Source organism: Microbacterium invictum (assembly GCF_014197265.1).
Lineage (GTDB): Bacteria > Actinomycetota > Actinomycetes > Actinomycetales > Microbacteriaceae > Microbacterium > Microbacterium invictum.
Genome location: NZ_JACIFH010000001.1, coordinates 1,126,849 through 1,145,746, shown reverse-complemented (window position 1 = coordinate 1,145,746; position 18,898 = coordinate 1,126,849). Strand labels below are relative to the sequence as shown.

Genomic DNA, 18,898 nt, shown 5'->3' with positions numbered 1-18,898 from the left:
CCGATAAGGGCAGCCTTACCTTATAGCCCCGATGCCTTTTCGCGCGAGTTCGCTGCAGTGCGACTGAAGGTGTCAGGTGCGGCGAATCACTGCCGGCGGTTCGCGGCCCGTTCCACAGAACGGACGCCCGCCCATGCCAGCGGAATGACCAGGGCGGCGACCGCCGCCTTGATGATGCCGCCTGCGATGAACGGGAACACGCCGGCCTCCATGACCGACAGGAAGGTGATCTCGGCACCCAGGACGGTGCTGAGGATGAGCGCCATGTACGGGACGCCGATCAGGAACGGGATGATGCTCGCTGCGACGAAGCCGATGAAGGCCAGCCACGGCTTGCGGTCCCACGCCCGTTCCGCGAACCACCCGGCGGCGAAGGCCGCGGGGATGAAGCCGAGGACGAACCCGAACGAGGGGGAGAGCACGTAGGCGGGGCCGGCGATCGGGCCGGCGAACACAGGCAGCCCGGCGAGTCCGACCAGCATGTAGGTCGTCAGCGCTGCCGCACCGCGGCGTGCACCGAGCGCGGCGCCGACGACGATGACGCCGAGCGTCTGCCCGGTGATCGGCACCGGGCCGATCCAGAACGAGACCTTCGCCAGCAGGGCCACCAGAGCCACCCCGGCGAGAACGAGGCTGGCGTCGACGGCAAACGCGCGAGCGCGGTCGGACGGTCGGGCGATCAGGTCGGCGAGGACCGGACGGCGGGTCGCGGCGGTGAGGGACATGCGGGTCTCCTAGGCGTCGAGGGGCGTTCAGTCGTGCGTCGGGACTCATCCTATGGGGAGGCGCTCCCGGGGCGGGGTGTAGGAGGACGCACAGGAGATCCCGCATCCGTTGTGGGATTCGGTGGCATCCTGAACCCATGAAGGTCGACCTCAAGGCGGAGATTCCCACCTACTCGGCCCGCCGCGGCCGCTTCGACACCGTGACCGTCCCGCCGCTGCGGTACCTGATGATCGACGGCGCGGGCGATCCCAACACCGCGCCCGCGTATCAGGAGTCGCTGCAGACGCTGTACCCGGTGGCGTACGCCCTCAAGTTCTTCAGCAAGCGTGAACTCGACCGCGACTACACCGTCATGCCGCTCGAGGGCCTCTGGTGGGCCGATGACCCGATGGCGTTCACGACGCAGCGTGACAAGAGCCGCTGGAGCTGGACGCTGCTCAACCTCGTCCCGGAGTGGCTTCCCGATGAACAGGTGGATGCCGCGTGTGCGAAGGCCGCGGCGGGGGGCGCACCCGCGGTCCACCGCCTCCGGTGCGAGGTCCTCGACGAGGGTCTGTGCGTGCAGACACTGCACATCGGCTCCTACGACGACGAAGAGCCGGTCCTGGCAGAGATGCACGAGCGGGTGATCCCGGGGCGGGGGCTGCGGATGACCGGCATCCACCACGAGATCTACCTGAGCGACGCCCGCCGCACGGCTCCGGAGAAACTGCGCACCGTGCTGCGCCAGCCGGTCGCACGCGCCTGAAGGACCCCGACGCCGCCGAGGGCGGCGCCCATCAGCAGCACCGCGATGGCCGCGGTCGACGGCGATGTGCCGAGCACCAGCAGCATCACGATCGCGATCAGTCCGGTGAGCACCTCGCCGCCGGTGCGCCAGGCGGACTCGGTCGTCGCGGGCAGCCGCCCCGCCTCGAAGCGGGCCAGCGCAACGGCGACCACGGCGGTCGAGGCGAGGGCGACGGCCAGCCACAGCGGCCGGGTCAGCCACCAGCCGAGGCTGCTGGGCGTGGGCAGGGCGGCCCCGGTGGACAGCGCGAACACGGCGCACAGGCCCGCCATCGCCAGCAGCACCGGCATGTGCCACAGGTAGACGGTCATCGTGCGGGCGGTGACGAAGTCGGTGAACGCCGCCGCACGCGGTCGGCGGCTGAGGCGCCGCAGTCGCCCACGCAGGAGCGTGAGGGCGCTCGTGTGCGCGACGCCGACCAGCAGCAGCGCCGCCGTGGGCGGGTTGATGTGCGCGATCAGATCGGGGGAGTAGATCCCCGAGACCCAGCTCGTGACCAACGCGGCGACGGCGGTCACGCCGGCGACGACGCGAACCCCGGCCGGGATGCGGTCGAGGCTGCCGTCGGCGAGGAAGAACCCGAGCTGCTGCAGCGCCAGCCAGGCGAACGCCAGATTCACGAACCCGACCGCGTCGAGGCCCGTCGCGGCGCGGACGGCATCGACGGCGACGGTGGCGACCACGAGGATCGCGATCGTGCGCACCGGTGCACGCTCGTGCGCGGCGGCGAGCGCGGGCAGCAGAGCCTGGCACAGCAGGAACACCCCCAGGAACCACAGCGGCTGGCCGTACCGGTGCCCGGCGACGGCGATCAGGTCGGCCGGCACGCCCGCGACGGCGAGTGCGACGAGCACCACGCCGACGACCCCGACCGTGACCAGTGCGGGGCGCAGCAGCCGGTGCAGCCGTGCCGCGACGAAGCTCGCGGCGGTGCCGCCTGCCGTGCGCTGCCGGCGGTAGGCGAGCAGTCCGGAGAAGCCGCCGATCACGAAGAACAGTGGCATCACCTGCAGGATCCAGCTCAGCGGTGCGATCCAGGTCGAGCCGTCGGCGGCGTTCTCGAACACGGGGCCGGAGCCTGTGACGGTGACGCCGACCATCATCGCGTGCAGGACCACCACCGCCGTGACGCACAGCGCGCGCACGAAGTCGATGCCGGTGTCGCGCGTGGCGCCGCGCCGGATGTGGGGCGTGGTGCGCGTGTCCGCCTGGACCGTCGACATGTGCGTCCTCCTCGGTGGATGTCCGACGAGGTTATGGATGCCGTGGTGGCGGCCGCATCACACCGGGGTGCCGTCCGCACCCCTACCCAGGGGTGAGGTCCGGCTCAGGCCGGCTCGACCAGGCCGGCGTCGTAGGCGAAGATCACGGCCTGGACCCGGTCGCGCGCGCCGACCTTGGCGAGCACCTTGCCGACGTGGGTCTTCACGGTCTGCTCCGCGATGAACAGCGCCGAGGCGATCTCGCTGTTCGAGCGTCCCTGCCCGATGAGCACGAGCACCTCGCGCTCGCGCTCGGTCAGCTCGGCGAGCCGGCCGGCGGCGAGGGACGTGCGGGGCTTCTGCGCGGCGAACCGCGAGATCATGCGGCGCGTGACGCTGGGCGCGAGCAGGGCATCACCGGCGGCGATGACGCGGACGGCGTGCACGAGCTCCTCGGGCAGAGCGTCCTTCAGCAGGAAGCCGCTCGCGCCCGCTTCGAGCGCGTCGTAGACGTAGTCATCGATGTCGAAGGTGGTGAGCATCAGGATCCGCGGGATCTTCGCCGCCGGGTACGTCGGCCCGACGATGCGCCGTGTCGCCTCGATGCCGTCGAGGTGCGGCATCCGCACATCCATCAGGATGACATCGGGGTCGAGCCGTGCCGAGAGCGTCACCGCCTCCGACCCGTCGGCGGCCTGCCCGGTCACCCGGATGCCGTCATGGGCGTCGAGGAGCGCGGCGAACCCGGCGCGCACCATCGCCTGATCGTCGGCGATGAGGACCTCGATGGTCACGGATTCTCCTGTCGGGGCCAGGGGAGCACGGCACTCACCGTCCAGCCGCCGTCCGAGCCTGGGCCGGCGTCCAGCGTACCGCCGAGCAGTGTCGCGCGCTCCCGCATCCCACGCAGTCCGTGACCGGTGCCCTGACCGGATGCCGCGTCGCCGACGTCGTTGTGGATCCGCAGCCGCACGGCGGTGTCGTCGGCGCTCACCGAGACGGCGATGGCGGCGCCGGGCGCGTGACGGACCGCATTGCTCAGGGCTTCTTGCACGATGCGGAACGTCGCGATCTGGACGCTCGCGGGAATCTCCGACACGTCTGCGGCGGTGATGCCCAGACCGACCTGGACCCCCGCGCGCCGGACGCTGTCGACCAGCGCGGCGATGTCGTCGATGCCCTGCTGCGGGGCGAGCTCGGCGGCCTGATCCTCGGTGCGCAGGACCCCCAGCAGACGCCGCATCTCCGTCAGCGACGCGCGCGCGTTCGCGGCGATGTCGTCGAGTTCGCGGACGGCCTCGTCGGGGAGGCCGGGCAGCCGGTAGCGGGCCGTGGAGGCCTGCACCTGGATGACCGACAGGCTGTGGGCCACGACGTCATGCAGTTCGCGTGCGATGCGGGCGCGCTCTTCGACCTGCACGCGACGGGACTGCTCGGCGGCCGACAGTTCGCGTTCGCGGCTGAGTTCCTGACCGATGCGCAGCCGGCCGGCGAGGAGCACGGCGACGAGGTAGACGAGCCCGGCGACGGAGGTGGCGACGATCACGTCGGCCGTGGCCGCGTTCGGGGTGACGGCGGTCGGGTGCAGCAGCAGCACGATGAGCGAGACGCCGACGTTCACCAGATACGCGGCCAGCCCCGGGCGCCAGCCGTGGAGCAGGGTGACGACGGCCACCAGGATCGCGAAGGCGATCATCGTGGGCACTGACCACGGCCACGGCAGCGACGGGTCGCGCCCGGGCGAGACGAGCAGCGGCAGCGTGAGGGCACCCGCGGCGAAGACGGCGATCGCCCACCATGGCCGGGTGATCGCCAGCAGCGGCGCCCCGCAGACGGCCGCGCCGAGCAGGAACGACAGGGCGACCGGCACCCCGTACGCCGCGGCGTGGATCGGCACGAGGACGCTGTACTGCACGAGGACGGCCGGCAGCACCGTCACCTGCGCGATGGTGCGGGCGCCGGGGCGTCGCTTCGTCCGTGCCATGTCCGTCATCCTGCCACCGGCGCCCGGAGGGGTTCGCCCACCGAGGTGTTCGAGGTCGTGGGTTCGGCCTGCTGCCGGGGACGGGCGCCGACGCGGTCGATGACGATGCCCACTGCCAGCGCGAGGCCGACTCCCAGCAGCACGCTGAGGAGAGGCTGATCGTGCAGCCACTGCCCGGCGAAGATGCCGACGGCCGCGCTGTACACGGCCCACATGACCGCGGCGAGCGCGCTGAGGGGGAGGAAGCGGCGCCACGGATAGGCGAGGGCGCCCGCCGACATGTTCACGGCGACGCGCCCGACCGGGATGTAGCGCGCGCCGAGGATCAGCGCAGCCCCGCGGTGCCGCAGCGTCCGCTCGGCACGGTCGAAGACCGCGGCCACCCGGGGCCGGCGCATCCACCGGAACCGCGTCGTTCCGACGCCGCGTCCGATCGCGTAGGCGATGTTGTCGCCGATCAGTGCACCGGCGGCGGCGACGCCGGCCAGCAGCATGAGATTCGTGCCGCCCGACGAGACGGCCACGGCGGACGCCGCCACCAGCACCGTCTCGCTGGGGATCGGCGGGAAGAACCCGTCGATCACGGCCGTCGCGAACATCACGAGATACAGCCAGGGCGAGGCTGCGGCCTGCACAATGAGCTCGTTGATGACGTCCACCCGAAGAACCTACGTATCGGCGTGCCCACCCCACATCCCTCCGCGGTATCGAGCGCGTCATACCGCAGAGGGGTCTTGCCTCGCAGTCCGCCTCCAGGCGGCCGACCTATAATGGGAGGCTGGCCCGTCTTCGGCCACCCCCACCTCCACCAGAACGGACGTTCGCTGTGCTCGCCGTGCACGACCTAGAGATCCGCGTGGGCGCCCGCACGCTCATGTCGGACGTGTCGTTCCGCGTCTCGGCCGGCGACAAGATCGGCCTGGTCGGTCGCAACGGCGCCGGAAAGACGACGCTGACCAAGGTGCTCGCCGGCGACCTGCTGCCCGCCGACGGCCGCGTCGATCGGTCCGGCGAGCTCGGCTACCTGCCGCAGGACCCGCGTTCGGGCGACCCTGAGATGCTCGCGCGGACCCGCATCCTCGACGCTCGGGGCCTGGGCACCCTCGCCCTCGGCATGCACGAGGCGTCGCAGCTTATGGCCGATGACGACGCCGTCGTCGCTGCGAAGGCGATGAAGCGCTACGGCAACCTGACCGAGCGGTTCGAGGCACTCGGCGGCTATGCGGCCGAAGCCGAAGCGGCATCGATCGCCCACAACCTCTCGTTGCCGGACCGCATTCTCGACCAGCCGCTGAGGAGCCTCTCCGGTGGTCAGCGGCGCCGCATCGAACTGGCCCGCATCCTCTTCTCGGACGCAGGGACGATGATCCTCGACGAGCCCACCAACCACCTCGATGCCGACAGCGTCGTGTGGCTGCGCGAGTTCCTCAAGGGATACAAGGGCGGCCTCATCGTCATCAGCCACGACATCGAGATCGTCGGCGAGACCGTGAATCGCGTCTTCTATCTCGACGCGATGCGCCAGGTCATCGATGTCTACAACATGAACTGGAAGAACTACCTGCGTCAGCGGGTGGCCGACGAGGAGCGCCGCAAGAAGGAGCGCGCCAACGTCGAGAAGAAGGCCACCGCACTGCAGCTGCAGGCTGCCCGCTTCGGGGCCAAGGCGTCCAAGGCCGCGGCGGCCCACCAGATGGTCGCGCGCGCCGAGAAGATGCTGTCCGGGCTCGACGAGGTGCGGCAACAGGACCGCGTCGCCAAGCTGCGGTTCCCCAAGCCCGCACCCTGCGGCAAGACGCCCCTCATGGCCAAGAACCTGTCGAAGTCGTACGGCTCGCTCGAGATCTTCACCGACGTCGACCTCGCGATCGACCGCGGCTCCAAGGTCGTCGTACTGGGCCTCAACGGTGCCGGAAAGACGACGCTGCTGCGCATTCTCGCGGGTGTCGACAGAGCCGACACCGGGATCATCGAGCCCGGCCACGGCCTGAAGATCGGCTACTACGCGCAGGAGCACGAGAACCTCGACGTCAGCCGGTCGGTGCTCGAGAACATGATGTCCGCCGCGCCCGACATCACCGCGACCGAAGCGCGCAAGGTGCTCGGATCGTTCCTGTTCACCGGCGACGACGTGCTCAAGCCCGCCGGCGTCCTCTCCGGCGGCGAGAAGACCCGGCTGTCACTGGCGACGCTCGTCGTCTCGTCGGCGAACATGCTGCTGCTCGACGAGCCCACCAACAACCTCGACCCGGCCTCGCGCGAGGAGATCCTCGACGCGCTCGCGCACTACGAGGGCGCGGTCGTCCTCGTCTCGCACGACGAAGGCGCCGTGCAGTCGCTCAACCCCGAGCGCGTGCTCATCCTGCCCGACGGCGTCGAAGACATCTGGGGTCGCGACTACGTCGACCTGATCACCCTGGCGTGACGCGGTCCGCCGCGCCGGCCTGATCAGCGTCCGGCGCTGTCGAGGAGGGCGTCTTCGGCTTCCATGTCGCGATCGCGGCGGCGAGGGGTGGATGCCGCGGCAGTGCGCTCGGCGGCATCCTCCTTCCGGTGGCGCAGCTCGGTGCGGATCATGTACCAGATGAACGCGAACCCCATGATCGCGAACAGGATCCACTGGATCGCATACGACAGGTGGGGACCGGGGTCTTCGGACGGCGAGTCCGGCGCGGCCGGCCGGGTGGCCGGCGCGGGATCCTCGGAGACGAGCAGGCCGTAGGCGCTCGTGACCGTGGCGTCGGGCTCGCCGATGGCGTCGGCGACCATGGGGAGGTTGATCGTGGGCACCTGGCCGTCGGGTGCCGACCGCCCCGAGCGCGGCGCCGGTTCCCCGGCCTGCAGGCGCGCCACGACCGTCACCTCGCCGGTCGGCGGCGCGGGGATCTCGTCGGGCTCGGGCTGGTCGTCGCCGGGCGGCACCCAGCCGCGGTTGACGATGAACACGCGCCCGTCATCGGTGCGCAGCGGCACCAGCACCTCGAACGCGCTCGTCCCGCCGTGCGGCCGGTTGCGGACCAGCACCTGCCGGTCGGCGAGGTACTCGCCGGTGACGATGACCGGGTGCCAGATGTCACCGGCATCCACCTCGCCGTCCACCGGGATGAGATCGGCGAGCGGAACCGGCTCCGCGTCGTAGTTGTCCGCGACCAGTTCGAGCTGCGCGTTGCGCTCGGCGCTGCGCGTGAACTGCCAGTTCGACAGGAACCCGCATGCGATGGCGAACACGATCGCGACGCCGACGTAGCCCGCCCAGCGGGTCAGGTTCTTGCGGTTCACGGGGCAGCTCCGTCGAAGGCTTCGACCTGCACCGGGAAGCTCCGTGCGGCGAGGTAGTCGCGCAGGTAGTCGACATGCTCATCGCACGCGAGCCAGATCTTGCGCCGTTCGGGTGCGTGGATGCGGGGGTTGCGCCAGATGACCTGCCAACGCGCGTCGGTCCGGCAGCCGGCGCGCGAGCAGATGTGCTCGCTCACTGCGGGTCCGGCCCGGTCGGGTCGGACTCCTGGATGCGGATCACGCCGCTCGGCGGCGGGGTGGATGCCGCCGGCGCGGCCGGCAGGGAACGCTCGGGTGACACGGCACCGCCCTGCCCGCGGCCCGAACTGACGTTCGCGACGACGACCGCGAGGTAGGGGAGGATGATCGCACCGAGGGCGAACAGCCACGTGTACCAGCCGTACGGGGTGACGACCACCATCAGCACGAAGCACGCGACGCGCACCGACATCATGACGAAGTACTTCGTCATCCTGGTGTGCGCCTCATCGCGCGGTGCGCGGGGGAGCGACGTCGCCGACTGCGGCGTATGGCTGGTCTTCACGGTGCTTCCAGGGTACGCCTCACCGAGGCTCGCGGCTGGCCGCGGCGGCGGTTCAGGACGGCCGCTTCAGGAGTTCACGCGGGTCGTGCTGGTCGCGACCACGAATGCGAAGAAGGCGAGCACGCCGAGGATGGCGAAGGCCACCCCGATCCAGCCGACGATCACGCCGGCCAGGGCCATGCCGCGACCCTTCTCGCCCGAGGTCTTCAGCTGGTTCAGCGAGATGTGGCCCATGATCGCACCGGCGAGCGACCCGATGAACGGCAGGACCCAGATGAAGCCGAGGATCGAGGCGATCATCGAGACGATCGCGAGGACGTTGTTCTTCTGGACCGGGTACCCACCGTAGCCGTAGGCCGGGTACTGCGGAGCGCCGGGGTACTGCGGGGCCGCGCCGGGGTATGCGGGGGGCTGGTAGGCGCCGGGTGCGGCATACGGCGGAGTCTGCGGCGGCGCGCCGTAGGCGGGGGGCTGCGGCTGACCGGGCTCGGGGTTCCCGGGGGTCGGGTTGCTCACGTCGGACTCCTTCTGGGCAGGTCTGTCCAGCCTATCGGGCGCCGGCGGTGCGCCGGATAGGCTGGTGCGGTTCCAGACCTTCGTCCCCCGGGAGAACTCATGTCCAGCGATCGCGTCGTCCTCGTCACCGGCGGAAACCGCGGCATCGGCCGCGCCATCGCCGAACGGTTCGTGGCGGCCGGCTACAAGGTCGCCGTCACCGCGCGTTCCGGTGAAGGCCCGGCGGGCACCCTGACCGTCCGCGCCGACGTCACCGACGCCGCCGCGGTCGATGCCGCATTCACCGAGGTCGAGCAGCAGCTGGGCCCCGTCGAGATCGTCGTCGCCAACGCCGGCGTCACGAAGGACACCCTCCTCCTGCGCATGACCGAGGACGACTTCGATTCCGTCGTGGCCACCAACCTCGGTGGTGCGTTCCGCGTCGTCAAACGCGCCGCGAAGGGGCTGCTGCGCGCCAAGTGGGGCCGGGTCATCCTCATCTCGAGCGTCGTCGGCCTGTACGGGTCGGCCGGGCAGATCAACTACGCGTCGTCCAAGAGCGCACTGGTGGGCTTCGCCCGCTCGCTCACCCGTGAACTCGGCTCGCGCGGCATCACCGCGAACGTCGTGGCGCCCGGATTCATCGAGAGCGACATGACGGCGGTCCTGCCCGAAGACACCCAGACCGAGTACAAGCGCAACATCCCGGCGGGCCGATTCGGCGGTGTCGACGAGGTCGCCGGCGTGGTCTCATGGCTCGCATCCGATGACGCCGCCTACATCTCGGGTGCCGTCATTCCCGTCGACGGCGGCCTCGGCATGGGGCACTGAGCCCGGCTCATCGCCGGATGGCAGCCACGAGGGCCTGAGCGAGACGTTCCGGCGCCGAGAACTGCGGCCAGTGTCCGGTGCCCAGCCTCACCACCTCGGCATCGGCGATCGCCTCGAACTCCGCAGCGAACGGTCCCCACTGCGAGATCTCCGCGCGGAATGTCGCTTCGTCCATCCGGCCGTTCAGCAGGGTGACCGGAACCCGGTGGCGGCTGTCGTCGCCCAGGGCGATCGGGTCGGTGGGCACTTTGCCGGGAACGCTGTGAGTGAGCGGCGCCGTGCGCAGCCGCGTGGCTTCGTCGAGGTCCGCGACGTCCTCGTCGTCGAAGAAGTCCCAGCCGGGGAACGGGACGACGCCACCGGACAGGGGGAACTCCGAGATCTGGGCGCCGTCCGGTGGTGGCACGGTGTCGACGAAGACGACGCGCGAGACCCGATCGGGCCGGCGATCGGCCGCACCCCAGGCGACATTGCCGCCGCCGCTGTGGCCGACGAGCACGACGGGCTCCTCGGATGCGTCGATCTCGGCGACGACGGCGTCGACCCAGGTGTCGATGCCGACGGCGGCGGAGTCGCTGCCCGATGCGCCCGTTCCGGGCATCGTCAGCGGCCGCGGATTCACGCCGGCGTCGCGCAGTGCCGGGGTGATGTCGTCCCATGAGGACGCGTCGAGCCAGAGTCCCGGGATGAGGATGATGTCCATGGCGGCCACGCTACGTGCTGCCTCCGACACTGTCGATGGAGGTCATCCGCGTGGCGGCACGCTCAGGGCAGCAGCGCGATGACCTCGGCCAGATCGACCGGGCCCACCACGAGGTCCGCCTGCGCGCGCACGGCGGGCTTGGCATTGAACGCGAGGCCCAGGCCCGCGGCATCCATCATCTGCAGATCGTTCGCACCGTCGCCGATAGCGATCGTGCGCGACAGGGGCACGCCGTACTGCGCCGCCCACTCCCGCAGGGCGGCGGCTTTGCCCGCGGCATCCACGATCACGCCGTCGACGACGCCCGACAGGACGCCGTTCTCGACACTCAGCCGATTCGCGCGCCAGACATCGACATCCAGCGACGGAGCGACGGTGTCGAGGATCTCGTGGAACCCGCCCGAGACGACCGCCGCGATGCCGCCGCGCTCGTGGATCGCGGCGATGAGCTCGCGCACGCCGGGCGTGGGCTCGATGCGCTCCAGCACCCGGGCGAAACCCGACACGGGAACACCCCGCAGCTGCTCGACGCGCGAGCGCAGGCTGGTGGCGAAATCGACCTCGCCGCGCATGGCCGCCTCGGTGGCGGCGGCCACTTCGGCGCCGCGCCCGGCCTCATCGGCGATCAGCTCGATGACCTCGTTGCGGATCAGCGTGGAATCGGCGTCGAATACGACGAGGAAGCGGGCGACAGGCACGCTTCCACGGTAGCGGGCCGATCACTGCTCGACGTGCACGCCCTTGCCGACGACGGTGATGCCCGAATCGGTCACCGTGAAGCCGCGGGCGAGGTCGCGTTCGCGGTCGACCCCGACGGTCGCTCCCGGGTCGAGTGCGACGTTCTTGTCGAGGATCGCGCGATGGACCCGCGCCCCGGCTCCGACCTGCACGTGGTCGAACAGGACCGAATCGGTGATGGTCGATCCGCCGCCCGACAGCGTCCAGGGTCCCACGACCGAGCGCTCGAGGTGGGTGCCGGAGAGCACCGAGCCGAGCGAGACGATCGAGTCGATGGCGTTGCCCATGCGGCCCACGCTGTCGCGCACGAACTTGGCCGGGGGCGAGTTGATCGCCTGCGACTGGATGGGCCAGTCCATGTTGTAGAGGTTGAAGATCGGCAGCGTCGAGATCAGGTCCATGTGGGCGTCGAAGAACGAATCGATCGTCCCGACGTCACGCCAGTAGTCGCGGTCGCGCGGCGTCGATCCGGCAATCGCGTTGCGCAGGAAGTCGTACACGGCCGCCTCGCCCCGTCCGACGAAGTAGGGGATGATGTCGCCGCCCATGTCGTGGTTCGACGTCGGCAGTTCGCCGTCGGTCTCGACGGCTTCGATGAGCGCATCGGCGTCGAAGACGTAGTTGCCCATCGACGCGAGCACTTCGTTCGGGCTGTCGGCCAGTCCGGTCGGGTTCTGCGGCTTCTCGAGGAACTCGCGGATGGTCACGCTGTCGGCCGGGTCCACGTCGATCACACCGAACTGATCGGCGAGCCCGATCGGCTGACGGATGCCGGCGACCGTCGCCCGCGCGCCGGATTCGATGTGCGCGTCGATCATCTGACGGAAGTCCATGCGGTAGACATGGTCGGCGCCGATGACGGCGACGATGTCGGGCTTCTCATCGTGGATGAGGTTCAGCGACTGCAGGATCGCGTCGGCCGAGCCCGAGAACCAGCGCTTGCCGAGCCGCTGCTGAGCGGGGACCGTGGCCACGTAGGAGTTCAGCAGAGCCGACATGCGCCACGTCTGCGACACGTGACGGTCGAGGCTGTGCGACTTGTACTGCGTGAGCACGACGATCTGGCGAAGCCCTGAGTTGAGCAGATTGGAGATCGCGAAGTCGATCAGCCGGTACTGCCCGCCGAACGGCACGGCGGGCTTGGCTCTGTCCACAGTCAAGGGCATCAGACGCTTGCCCTCACCACCGGCGAGGATGATTCCGAAGACCTTGGGCGCTGCTGGCATGGCACCACACTATGCCCCGCCGTCGCCTCTGTACTAGCGTTCGTGGCATGCGCGTCGACATCATCTCGAAGGAGTACCCGCCCGAGATCTACGGCGGTGCCGGAGTGCACGTGACGGAACTCGTCAGGGCGCTGCGCGAGCGCATGGACGTCGAGGTGCGGGCGTTCGGCGGACCGCGCGAGGAGGCGGCGACGACCTCGTACGGCGTGCCGGCAGAACTGGCGGGGGCGAACGCCGCGATCCAGACCCTCGGCACCGACCTGACGATCGTCGGCGACGTCGCCGGGGCCGATGTCGTGCACAGTCACACGTGGTACGCGAACTTCGCCGGGCATCTGGCATCGCTGCTCCACGGCATCCCGCACATCGTGACGGCGCACTCCCTCGAGCCGCTGCGGCCGTGGAAGGCCGAGCAGCTCGGCGGCGGCTATGCGGTGTCCGGTTACATCGAGAAGACCGCGTACGAGGGGGCCGCCGCGATCGTCGCGGTCAGCGACGGCATGCGTCGCGACATCCTGCGCAGCTATCCGGCCCTCGATCCCGAGAAGGTCAGGGTCATCCACAACGGCATCGACACGCAGGCGTGGCGGCCGGTCGACGATCCTGCCGTGCTGGAGCGCTACGGCATCGACCCGTCGCGTCCGTCGATCGTGTTCGTGGGGCGGATCACGCGGCAGAAGGGGCTGCCGTACTTCCTGCGGGCCGTGGAGCGCCTGCCCGAGGGCGTGCAGGTGATCCTGTGTGCGGGCGCGCCGGACACGCCCGAGATCATGGCGGAGGTGCAGGGTCTCGTGCGGAGCCTGCAGTCCACGCGCGAGGGCGTCGTCTGGATCGACGAGTTCCTCCCGCGCGATGAGCTGTGCGCGCTGAACTCGGTGGCGACCACGTTCGTGTGCCCGTCGATCTACGAGCCGCTGGGCATCGTCAACCTCGAGGCGATGGCGTGCGGCGCAGCTGTCGTGGCGACCGCGACCGGCGGCATCCCCGAAGTCGTCGTCGACGGCGTGACGGGCCGGCTCGTGCCGATCGAGCAGGTGCAGGACGGCACCGGGACGCCGCTGGACCCCGACACGTTCATCGCCGACCTGGCCGAGGCCCTCACCGAGGTCGTGTCAGACCCGGAGCGGGCACGCGCGTACGGCGCCGCGGGCCGGGAACGCGCGGCGACGCACTTCAGCTGGTCGGCGATCGCCGACGCCACGGCGGCGCTGTACCGCGAGGTCACGGCATCCGGCCGATAGGCTGGATGCATGCCCCAGGTCCTCGATTTCGCCGACGTCGTCGTCCGCCGCAACGCCCGCAACATCGTCGATCACGTCGACTGGACCGTCACCGACGACCAGCGTTGGGTCATCCTCGGCCCCAACGGCGCGGGTAAGACGACGATCCTGCAGCTCGCGGCGACGCTCATCCATCCCACCTCCGGGATCGTGACGATCCTCGACGAGCGGCTGGGCCGCACCGACGTCTTCGAACTGCGCCCGCGCATCGGGTTCGCCTCCTCGGCGATGGCCAAGCGCGTGCCGCCGGAGGAGACCGTTCTCGATGTCGTGCTCACCGCCGCGTACTCGGTGCTCGGCCGCTGGAACGAGGACTACGAGCAGATCGACGAGAAGCGCGCCCGCCGGGTGCTCGCCGAATGGAAGCTCGAGCACCTCGCCGAGCGCACGTTCGGCACGCTGTCGGACGGCGAGCAGAAGCGCGTGCAGATCGCCCGTGCCGTGATGACGGACCCCGAGATGCTGCTGCTCGACGAGCCGACGGCGAGCCTCGACCTCGGGGGCCGCGAAGAGCTGCTCGCACTGCTGGGCGGCTACGCGCAGGCGCCCACCACGCCCGCCATGATCATGGTGACCCATCACGTCGAAGAGATCCCGGTCGGATTCACTCACGTGCTCCTCATGGCCGAGGGTGGCATCGTCGCCCAGGGGCCGATCGATCAGACCCTGACCGCCGAGAACCTCACCCGCACCTTCGGCGTGGAGATCGCGCTGTCGCACGAGAACGGGCGGTTCGCGGCGCGCGCCGCCGGCTGATAGAATCGCTCTTTGGTGCTCACGCACCGCGGACTTTGACCGTCCTGGCAAAATCCAGGACACCAGGCTAGAGGATCACTATGAAGACTGATATCCACCCCGACTACCAGGCCGTCGTTTTCCGCGACCTGGGCTCCGGCGAGACGTTCCTGACCCGTTCGACGGTCACCAGCGACAAGACGATCGAGCTCGACGGCGTCACGTACCCCGTCATCGACGTCGAGATCTCGTCGGCCTCGCACCCGTTCTACACGGGCAAGCAGCGCATCATGGACTCGGCCGGTCGCGTCGAGAAGTTCAACCAGCGCTTCAAGAACTTCGGTGGCTCCAAGTAACGAGCCGTGTCACGAAGGCCCCGCTTCGGCGGGGCCTTCGTCGTGTCGCGCCTGCGTGCACGAGCGCACGGCGGACGGCAGGGCCTGCGGACTGATCGTCAGCGGATCGGCCAGCTGCCGTCGAGCGCATCTTCGGGGTCGAGCCGGCCGACCTTGATGAAGTACTCGGTGAGGCTCTCGGCCTGAGCGCGAGCCCACCCGATCTGCTGCGTGTGGAGCTCGTTCGCATCGGCGGGCAGGGCGAACCGCCCTGCCAGGGCCTGAGCGACCCGCCCGGCGGCGATGGCATCGGCCGCGGCGTCATGCGCGCCCTCGAGCGGCACGGCGTAGTGCGCGGCGACCACTTCGAGGGTGCGCTTGCCCTTGCGGTAGCGGTCGTAGGTCTTGTCGACCACGAGCGGGTCGATCACCGGCGACGGGTCGAGGATCGGCGCGATGCCGTGCCGGAGCGCCTCGTACTTGAGCAGGGAGAAATCGTACGGCGCGTTGTAGGCGACGACCGGGATGCCGGCGTCGAGCAGCTCGCGCAGCGCGGCCACGACCTCGGCGACCACGTCGGCCGCGGGGCGCCCGTGTTCGCGCGCGTGCCCAGTGGTGATGCCGTGCACGGCCGTCGCACCGTCGGGGATTTCGATGCCCGGGTCTGCCAGCCACCCCTGGGCGCGCAGGACGGCGCCGCCGGGGCCGAGCAGCCCCACGTGAGCGGTGACGACCCGGTCGGTGGTCACATCGATGCCGGTGGTCTCGAGGTCGAACACGCCCACGGCGTGCGCCCATCCGGGGGCGACGGGTTCGGGCTGAACCGGGCTGCTGTCCCACCCACCATCGTCCCAGAGGGGGAGCGTGGGCTGCTGCGGGTCCATGCCTCTCACGGTATGGGCGACCACCGACACGCACGTCGCGGCGCGCCGGACTCGTAGACTCGACGGGTGACCGCTCCGCACCCGTACGCCGCCGACCGCCTCGCGCAGATCCCGGTCGAACGGCGTGAAATCGACGTGCTCGGCGGGACCACGGCCTACTGGGTGTACGGTCCGGCCGACGCGCCGATCACGCTGATCGCGGTGCACGGCTTCCGCGGTGAGCACCACGGTCTCGAGCCGGTCGTCGCCTACCTCGACGGCGTCCGGGTGATCTCACCCGACCTGCCGGGATTCGGCGAGACCGCCCCGCTGCCTGGGCGCCGGCACGACCTCGATGCCTACGCGCAGTGGCTGACCGCGTTCGCGACCTCCGTGGCGCCGGGGGCAGAGATCCTCGGGCACTCGTTCGGCTCGATCGTCGTGGCGGCCGCGGTCGCCGGCGGGCTCGACACTCCGCGCGTGATCCTCGTCAACCCCATCGGCGCCCCGGCGCTGGAGGGCCCGCGCGGCATCCTCACCCGCCTCGCCGTCTTCTACTACTGGGCGGGCGCCCGGCTCCCGAAGCGGCTGGGCGACGCGCTGCTGCGCAGCCGGATCGTCGTGCGCGTGATGAGCGTGTCGATGGCCAAGACGAAGGACAAAGCCCTGCTGGCCTTCATCCACGAGCAGCACGACACCTACTTCTCGCGGTTCGCGGACCGGGATGTGCTGCACGATGCCTTCGTGACGAGCGTGTCGCACGACGTGCGCGAGTCCGCCCCGCGCATCACGCAGCGGACGCTCCTGGTCGCCGCCGATCGCGACGACATCACGCCCATCGAGGCCGAGCGCGCACTGCAGAAGCTGTTCCCGCAGGCCGAACTCGTCGAGATCGCCGGCGTCGGGCACCTCATCCACTACGAGACGCCGCAGCCCGCGGCGGAGGCGATCACGCGGTTTCTCGCGCCCTCCGCCGACGGTACGCGTTGACGTTCATCCGGTTCCCGCAGTTTCCGACATCGCAGTACCGCTTCGACCCGTTCTTCGAGTAGTCGACGTAGACGGCGTCGCAGTCGTCCGCCTCGCACACCCGGACCCGGTCGTACTGGTCCGAGCGGATCACATCGACGAACGCCATCGCCGCCTCCACGAGGATCCGGGTGGCCAGGGGATCCGACTCGTCCGTCGCGTGGATGTGCCAGTCGTAGTCGTCGTGGATCACCAGCTGGGGGAGCGCCCGCCCGTCGCGCAGCATCTCGTTCACGAGGGGCACGGCCCGGTCGCGGGAGACCCCCCACAGCGCACGCAGCCGCGGACGGATCGCCCGCAGCGCGGCGATCTCGTCGTCGTCGTGACGGACGGCCCCGCTATACGGGAACTCGGCGAGGAACGCGTCCAGATCCGCCTGATCGACCAGTGTGTCGACGTCCTCGGTGCCGACCGTGGGCAGGGAGTTGACCAGCGCGGCGGCCGCGCGCAGCGACATCTCCGTGTCACGAATGAAAACCACCTTGACTCCTGACGTCGTCGGGTACTAGCGTCACCAGTGTAAACACCAGTCACTCATGACATGCAAGGACCGACGGTGACTCAGACGGCGTCCGTTCCCCTCATCGCGCCCCCCTCATCCACGGGGTCTCGCGTCATCACGCCCAGCACCGCCGGCATCGTCATGGCGGTCGTCTCGGCCTTCGCTTTCGCGTCGAGCGGCCCGCTGGTCAAGCCGCTCCTGGAAGCCGGATGGTCGCTGTCGGCGGCCCTCATCGTGCGCATGGGGCTCGCCGGTGTGATGCTGTCGCCGATGCTCATCCGCGCCATCGCGCGGGAGCGGTCGTTCCTGCGCCGCCACTGGCGCTCGCTGGTGATGTTCGGCCTGTTCCCCGTGATCGGATGCCAGATGTTCTACTTCCTGGCGATGCAGCGCATGCCGGTGGCGGTGGCGCTGCTCATCCAGTACCTCGCCCCGGTCCTCCTGGTCGCCTACCTCTGGCTGCGCACGCGCCGCGCGCCCTCCGCTCGCGTGATCGGCGGCACCGTCGTCGCGATCACCGGCCTCGTCCTGGTCGTCGACATCGCCGGCGCCCGCTTCGATCTGCTCGGCACACTCTTCGCGCTCGGCGCAGCCGTGTGCGCGGCGATGTATTTCGTGATGTCCGAGCGCGCCGGCGACGACCTGCCCCCGCTCGCGCTGGCATCCGGCGGACTGCTCGTCGGAACGCTCACGATGGCGGTGCTCGCCGTCACCGGCATCCTGCCGTTCGCCGCGCCCGATGTGACGGTGGCCTTCCGCGGCATCGAGGTGCCCGGGCTCGTCCCGATCCTGTGGGTCGGTGCGATCGGCACCACCCTCGGCTACGCGCTGGGCATCATGGCGGTGCCGCGGATCGGCGCGCGGCTGGCCTCGTTCATCGGGCTGTCCGAAGTGCTCTTCGCCCTGGGCTTCGGCTGGCTGCTGCTGGGGGAGGCGCTGGGACCGGTCCAGTTCGCCGGCGGCGCGCTGATTCTCGCGGGCGTCGTGCTCGTTCGGCTCGACGGCGCCGCGGCGCGGGTGGTCAGCCCTCCTGTCGAGCCTCTTCCAGCAGGGGCCGCACCCGGTAGCCGATGACCTCGCCCATCACCAGCGACGTCTCGGTCCGCTCGACGCCCTCGATGGCGAGAATGCGGGCGTCGACGTCGAACAGGTGACGCGTGTCGCGCGCCGCCGTGCGGACGAGCAGGTCCACCGGTCCGCTGAGCCCGTGCACCTGCACGACTTCGGGCAGCCGGGCCAGCGCCTCGGTGATCCGGGGAAGGTCGGCCTGCTGCACCGTCACGCTGATCATCGCCTCGATGGGGAAACCCAGCTCGCGCGGCGCGATCGCCCGCTCATACGAGAGGAAGACCCCCGATCGCTCCAGCTTGGCCATGCGCGCCTGCACCGTGTTCCGTGACATGCCGAGCCGGTCGGCCAGCGCCACCACCGTGGCGCGGTGATCTTCCGTGAGCGCGTTGAGCAACTCGAGATCGACGTGATCGAGGGAACCCATAGTGCGAAACATTAGCAGGCTGGAGCGTCTCGTGCTGGGCAACATGCTCAACATGCGTGGACGTGCTTGAGCTAGGTGCGATGTCGACGTAGCCTCAGAGTGTCGGCGACGCTGCCGGCGACCGGCACCGGCCGACCCGTC

General features: G+C 70.1%; 23 protein-coding genes. 8 read left to right on the top strand and 15 right to left on the bottom strand.

From position 1 onward, the window contains the following. Window positions 1-86 precede the first annotated feature (86 nt). Window positions 87-725: a biotin transporter BioY gene (locus BKA10_RS05550; protein WP_183498975.1), complete on the bottom strand. Its 639-nt coding sequence runs from the start codon at window positions 723-725 to the stop codon at window positions 87-89. 137 nt (window positions 726-862) lie between these two features. Here BKA10_RS05550 and BKA10_RS05545 point away from each other — a divergent pair, with 137 nt between their 5' ends. Beyond that, window positions 863-1,474: a GyrI-like domain-containing protein gene (locus tag BKA10_RS05545; protein WP_183498974.1), complete on the top strand. Its 612-nt coding sequence runs from the start codon at window positions 863-865 to the stop codon at window positions 1,472-1,474. Here BKA10_RS05545 and BKA10_RS05540 read toward each other — a convergent pair. The 4 genes from BKA10_RS05540 to BKA10_RS05525 form a co-directional block, all read right to left on the bottom strand. Continuing rightward, window positions 1,399-2,739, bottom strand: coding sequence for an acyltransferase family protein (locus BKA10_RS05540; RefSeq protein WP_183498973.1), 1,341 nt, complete (start codon window positions 2,737-2,739; stop codon window positions 1,399-1,401). The two genes, BKA10_RS05545 and BKA10_RS05540, sit on opposite strands and share 76 nt — an antisense overlap. 104 nt (window positions 2,740-2,843) lie before the next feature. Next, window positions 2,844-3,512: a response regulator gene (locus BKA10_RS05535; protein ID WP_183498972.1), complete on the bottom strand. Its 669-nt coding sequence runs from the start codon at window positions 3,510-3,512 to the stop codon at window positions 2,844-2,846. Further along, window positions 3,509-4,702: a sensor histidine kinase gene (locus BKA10_RS05530; protein WP_183498971.1), complete on the bottom strand. Its 1,194-nt coding sequence runs from the start codon at window positions 4,700-4,702 to the stop codon at window positions 3,509-3,511. Before BKA10_RS05530 ends, BKA10_RS05535 begins: the two co-directional genes overlap by 4 nt. A 5-nt stretch (window positions 4,703-4,707) precedes the next feature. Beyond that, window positions 4,708-5,361, bottom strand: a complete 654-nt coding sequence (locus BKA10_RS05525) for a VTT domain-containing protein (RefSeq protein WP_183498970.1) — start codon at window positions 5,359-5,361, stop codon at window positions 4,708-4,710. A 167-nt stretch (window positions 5,362-5,528) separates the two neighbouring features. Here BKA10_RS05525 and BKA10_RS05520 point away from each other — a divergent pair, with 167 nt between their 5' ends. Continuing rightward, complete coding sequence (locus tag BKA10_RS05520) at window positions 5,529-7,127, top strand: ATP-binding cassette domain-containing protein (RefSeq protein WP_183498969.1); 1,599 nt, start codon at window positions 5,529-5,531, stop codon at window positions 7,125-7,127. Window positions 7,128-7,150: 23 nt separating this feature from the next. Here the strand turns inward: BKA10_RS05520 and BKA10_RS05515 are convergent, their stop codons facing one another. The 4 genes from BKA10_RS05515 to BKA10_RS05500 form a co-directional block, all read right to left on the bottom strand. Beyond that, window positions 7,151-7,981: an SURF1 family cytochrome oxidase biogenesis protein gene (locus BKA10_RS05515; RefSeq protein ID WP_183498968.1), complete on the bottom strand. Its 831-nt coding sequence runs from the start codon at window positions 7,979-7,981 to the stop codon at window positions 7,151-7,153. Next, window positions 7,978-8,178 carry a hypothetical protein gene (locus BKA10_RS05510; protein ID WP_183498967.1) on the bottom strand — a complete coding sequence of 67 codons (201 nt, stop codon included), beginning with the start codon at window positions 8,176-8,178 and terminating at the stop codon, window positions 7,978-7,980. Before BKA10_RS05510 ends, BKA10_RS05515 begins: the two co-directional genes overlap by 4 nt. After that, on the bottom strand, window positions 8,175-8,525 hold the full coding sequence (locus BKA10_RS05505; RefSeq protein WP_183498966.1) for a DUF3099 domain-containing protein: 351 nt from the start codon (window positions 8,523-8,525) through the stop codon (window positions 8,175-8,177). Before BKA10_RS05505 ends, BKA10_RS05510 begins: the two co-directional genes overlap by 4 nt. Before the next feature lie 66 nt (window positions 8,526-8,591). Next, the gene (locus BKA10_RS05500) at window positions 8,592-9,041 is read right to left on the bottom strand and encodes a DUF4190 domain-containing protein (protein WP_183498965.1); all 450 of its coding nucleotides are present in this window, start codon (window positions 9,039-9,041) and stop codon (window positions 8,592-8,594) included. A gap of 99 nt (window positions 9,042-9,140) precedes the next feature. Here BKA10_RS05500 and fabG point away from each other — a divergent pair, with 99 nt between their 5' ends. Beyond that, window positions 9,141-9,851: a 3-oxoacyl-ACP reductase FabG gene (fabG, locus tag BKA10_RS05495; RefSeq protein WP_183498964.1), complete on the top strand. Its 711-nt coding sequence runs from the start codon at window positions 9,141-9,143 to the stop codon at window positions 9,849-9,851. 7 nt (window positions 9,852-9,858) lie between these two features. Here the strand turns inward: fabG and BKA10_RS05490 are convergent, their stop codons facing one another. From BKA10_RS05490 to BKA10_RS05480, 3 genes are all read right to left on the bottom strand, one after another. Further along, the gene (locus tag BKA10_RS05490; RefSeq protein ID WP_183498963.1) at window positions 9,859-10,554 is read right to left on the bottom strand and encodes an alpha/beta fold hydrolase; all 696 of its coding nucleotides are present in this window, start codon (window positions 10,552-10,554) and stop codon (window positions 9,859-9,861) included. A 62-nt stretch (window positions 10,555-10,616) separates the two neighbouring features. Then, on the bottom strand, window positions 10,617-11,252 hold the full coding sequence (gene serB, locus BKA10_RS05485) for a phosphoserine phosphatase SerB (protein ID WP_183498962.1): 636 nt from the start codon (window positions 11,250-11,252) through the stop codon (window positions 10,617-10,619). Window positions 11,253-11,273: 21 nt separating this feature from the next. Then, window positions 11,274-12,518: a glucose-1-phosphate adenylyltransferase gene (locus BKA10_RS05480; protein WP_183498961.1), complete on the bottom strand. Its 1,245-nt coding sequence runs from the start codon at window positions 12,516-12,518 to the stop codon at window positions 11,274-11,276. Between the two features lie 47 nt (window positions 12,519-12,565). On the opposite strand from BKA10_RS05480, the gene glgA reads away from it, so the two are divergent. The 3 genes from glgA to BKA10_RS05465 all read left to right on the top strand — a co-directional run bounded on the left by glgA (window position 12,566) and on the right by BKA10_RS05465 (window position 14,889). Next, window positions 12,566-13,759, top strand: a complete 1,194-nt coding sequence (gene glgA, locus BKA10_RS05475; RefSeq protein WP_183498960.1) for a glycogen synthase — start codon at window positions 12,566-12,568, stop codon at window positions 13,757-13,759. A gap of 9 nt (window positions 13,760-13,768) precedes the next feature. Continuing rightward, on the top strand, window positions 13,769-14,554 hold the full coding sequence (locus tag BKA10_RS05470) for an ABC transporter ATP-binding protein (protein WP_183498959.1): 786 nt from the start codon (window positions 13,769-13,771) through the stop codon (window positions 14,552-14,554). A gap of 80 nt (window positions 14,555-14,634) precedes the next feature. Then, window positions 14,635-14,889: a type B 50S ribosomal protein L31 gene (locus BKA10_RS05465; protein ID WP_183498958.1), complete on the top strand. Its 255-nt coding sequence runs from the start codon at window positions 14,635-14,637 to the stop codon at window positions 14,887-14,889. A gap of 98 nt (window positions 14,890-14,987) precedes the next feature. Here the strand turns inward: BKA10_RS05465 and BKA10_RS05460 are convergent, their stop codons facing one another. After that, window positions 14,988-15,752, bottom strand: coding sequence for an exonuclease domain-containing protein (locus BKA10_RS05460; RefSeq protein ID WP_183498957.1), 765 nt, complete (start codon window positions 15,750-15,752; stop codon window positions 14,988-14,990). Window positions 15,753-15,818: 66 nt separating this feature from the next. Here BKA10_RS05460 and BKA10_RS05455 point away from each other — a divergent pair, with 66 nt between their 5' ends. Next, complete coding sequence (locus BKA10_RS05455; protein WP_183498956.1) at window positions 15,819-16,721, top strand: alpha/beta fold hydrolase; 903 nt, start codon at window positions 15,819-15,821, stop codon at window positions 16,719-16,721. Here the strand turns inward: BKA10_RS05455 and BKA10_RS05450 are convergent. Beyond that, window positions 16,681-17,241, bottom strand: a complete 561-nt coding sequence (locus tag BKA10_RS05450) for a CGNR zinc finger domain-containing protein (RefSeq protein ID WP_183498955.1) — start codon at window positions 17,239-17,241, stop codon at window positions 16,681-16,683. The two genes, BKA10_RS05455 and BKA10_RS05450, sit on opposite strands and share 41 nt — an antisense overlap. 75 nt (window positions 17,242-17,316) lie before the next feature. On the opposite strand from BKA10_RS05450, the gene BKA10_RS05445 reads away from it, so the two are divergent. Beyond that, window positions 17,317-18,336 (top strand): EamA family transporter, encoded by a 1,020-nt coding sequence (locus tag BKA10_RS05445; protein WP_248198946.1) that lies wholly within the window; start codon window positions 17,317-17,319, stop codon window positions 18,334-18,336. Here BKA10_RS05445 and BKA10_RS05440 read toward each other — a convergent pair. Further along, on the bottom strand, window positions 18,284-18,757 hold the full coding sequence (locus BKA10_RS05440) for an Lrp/AsnC family transcriptional regulator (RefSeq protein ID WP_183498954.1): 474 nt from the start codon (window positions 18,755-18,757) through the stop codon (window positions 18,284-18,286). The two genes, BKA10_RS05445 and BKA10_RS05440, sit on opposite strands and share 53 nt — an antisense overlap. Window positions 18,758-18,898: the final 141 nt, after the last annotated feature.

Coding starts and splice junctions, on each gene's coding strand:
- BKA10_RS05550 (WP_183498975.1), bottom strand. CDS start 725: ATGTCCCTCACCGCCGCGACCCGCCGTCCGGTCCTCGCCGACCTGATC.
- BKA10_RS05545 (WP_183498974.1), top strand. CDS start 863: ATGAAGGTCGACCTCAAGGCGGAGATTCCCACCTACTCGGCCCGCCGC.
- BKA10_RS05540 (WP_183498973.1), bottom strand. CDS start 2,739: ATGTCGACGGTCCAGGCGGACACGCGCACCACGCCCCACATCCGGCGC.
- BKA10_RS05530 (WP_183498971.1), bottom strand. CDS start 4,702: ATGGCACGGACGAAGCGACGCCCCGGCGCCCGCACCATCGCGCAGGTG.
- fabG (WP_183498964.1), top strand. CDS start 9,141: ATGTCCAGCGATCGCGTCGTCCTCGTCACCGGCGGAAACCGCGGCATC.
- BKA10_RS05490 (WP_183498963.1), bottom strand. CDS start 10,554: ATGGACATCATCCTCATCCCGGGACTCTGGCTCGACGCGTCCTCATGG.
- BKA10_RS05480 (WP_183498961.1), bottom strand. CDS start 12,518: ATGCCAGCAGCGCCCAAGGTCTTCGGAATCATCCTCGCCGGTGGTGAG.
- glgA (WP_183498960.1), top strand. CDS start 12,566: ATGCGCGTCGACATCATCTCGAAGGAGTACCCGCCCGAGATCTACGGC.
- BKA10_RS05470 (WP_183498959.1), top strand. CDS start 13,769: ATGCCCCAGGTCCTCGATTTCGCCGACGTCGTCGTCCGCCGCAACGCC.
- BKA10_RS05465 (WP_183498958.1), top strand. CDS start 14,635: ATGAAGACTGATATCCACCCCGACTACCAGGCCGTCGTTTTCCGCGAC.
- BKA10_RS05460 (WP_183498957.1), bottom strand. CDS start 15,752: ATGGACCCGCAGCAGCCCACGCTCCCCCTCTGGGACGATGGTGGGTGG.
- BKA10_RS05440 (WP_183498954.1), bottom strand. CDS start 18,757: ATGGGTTCCCTCGATCACGTCGATCTCGAGTTGCTCAACGCGCTCACG.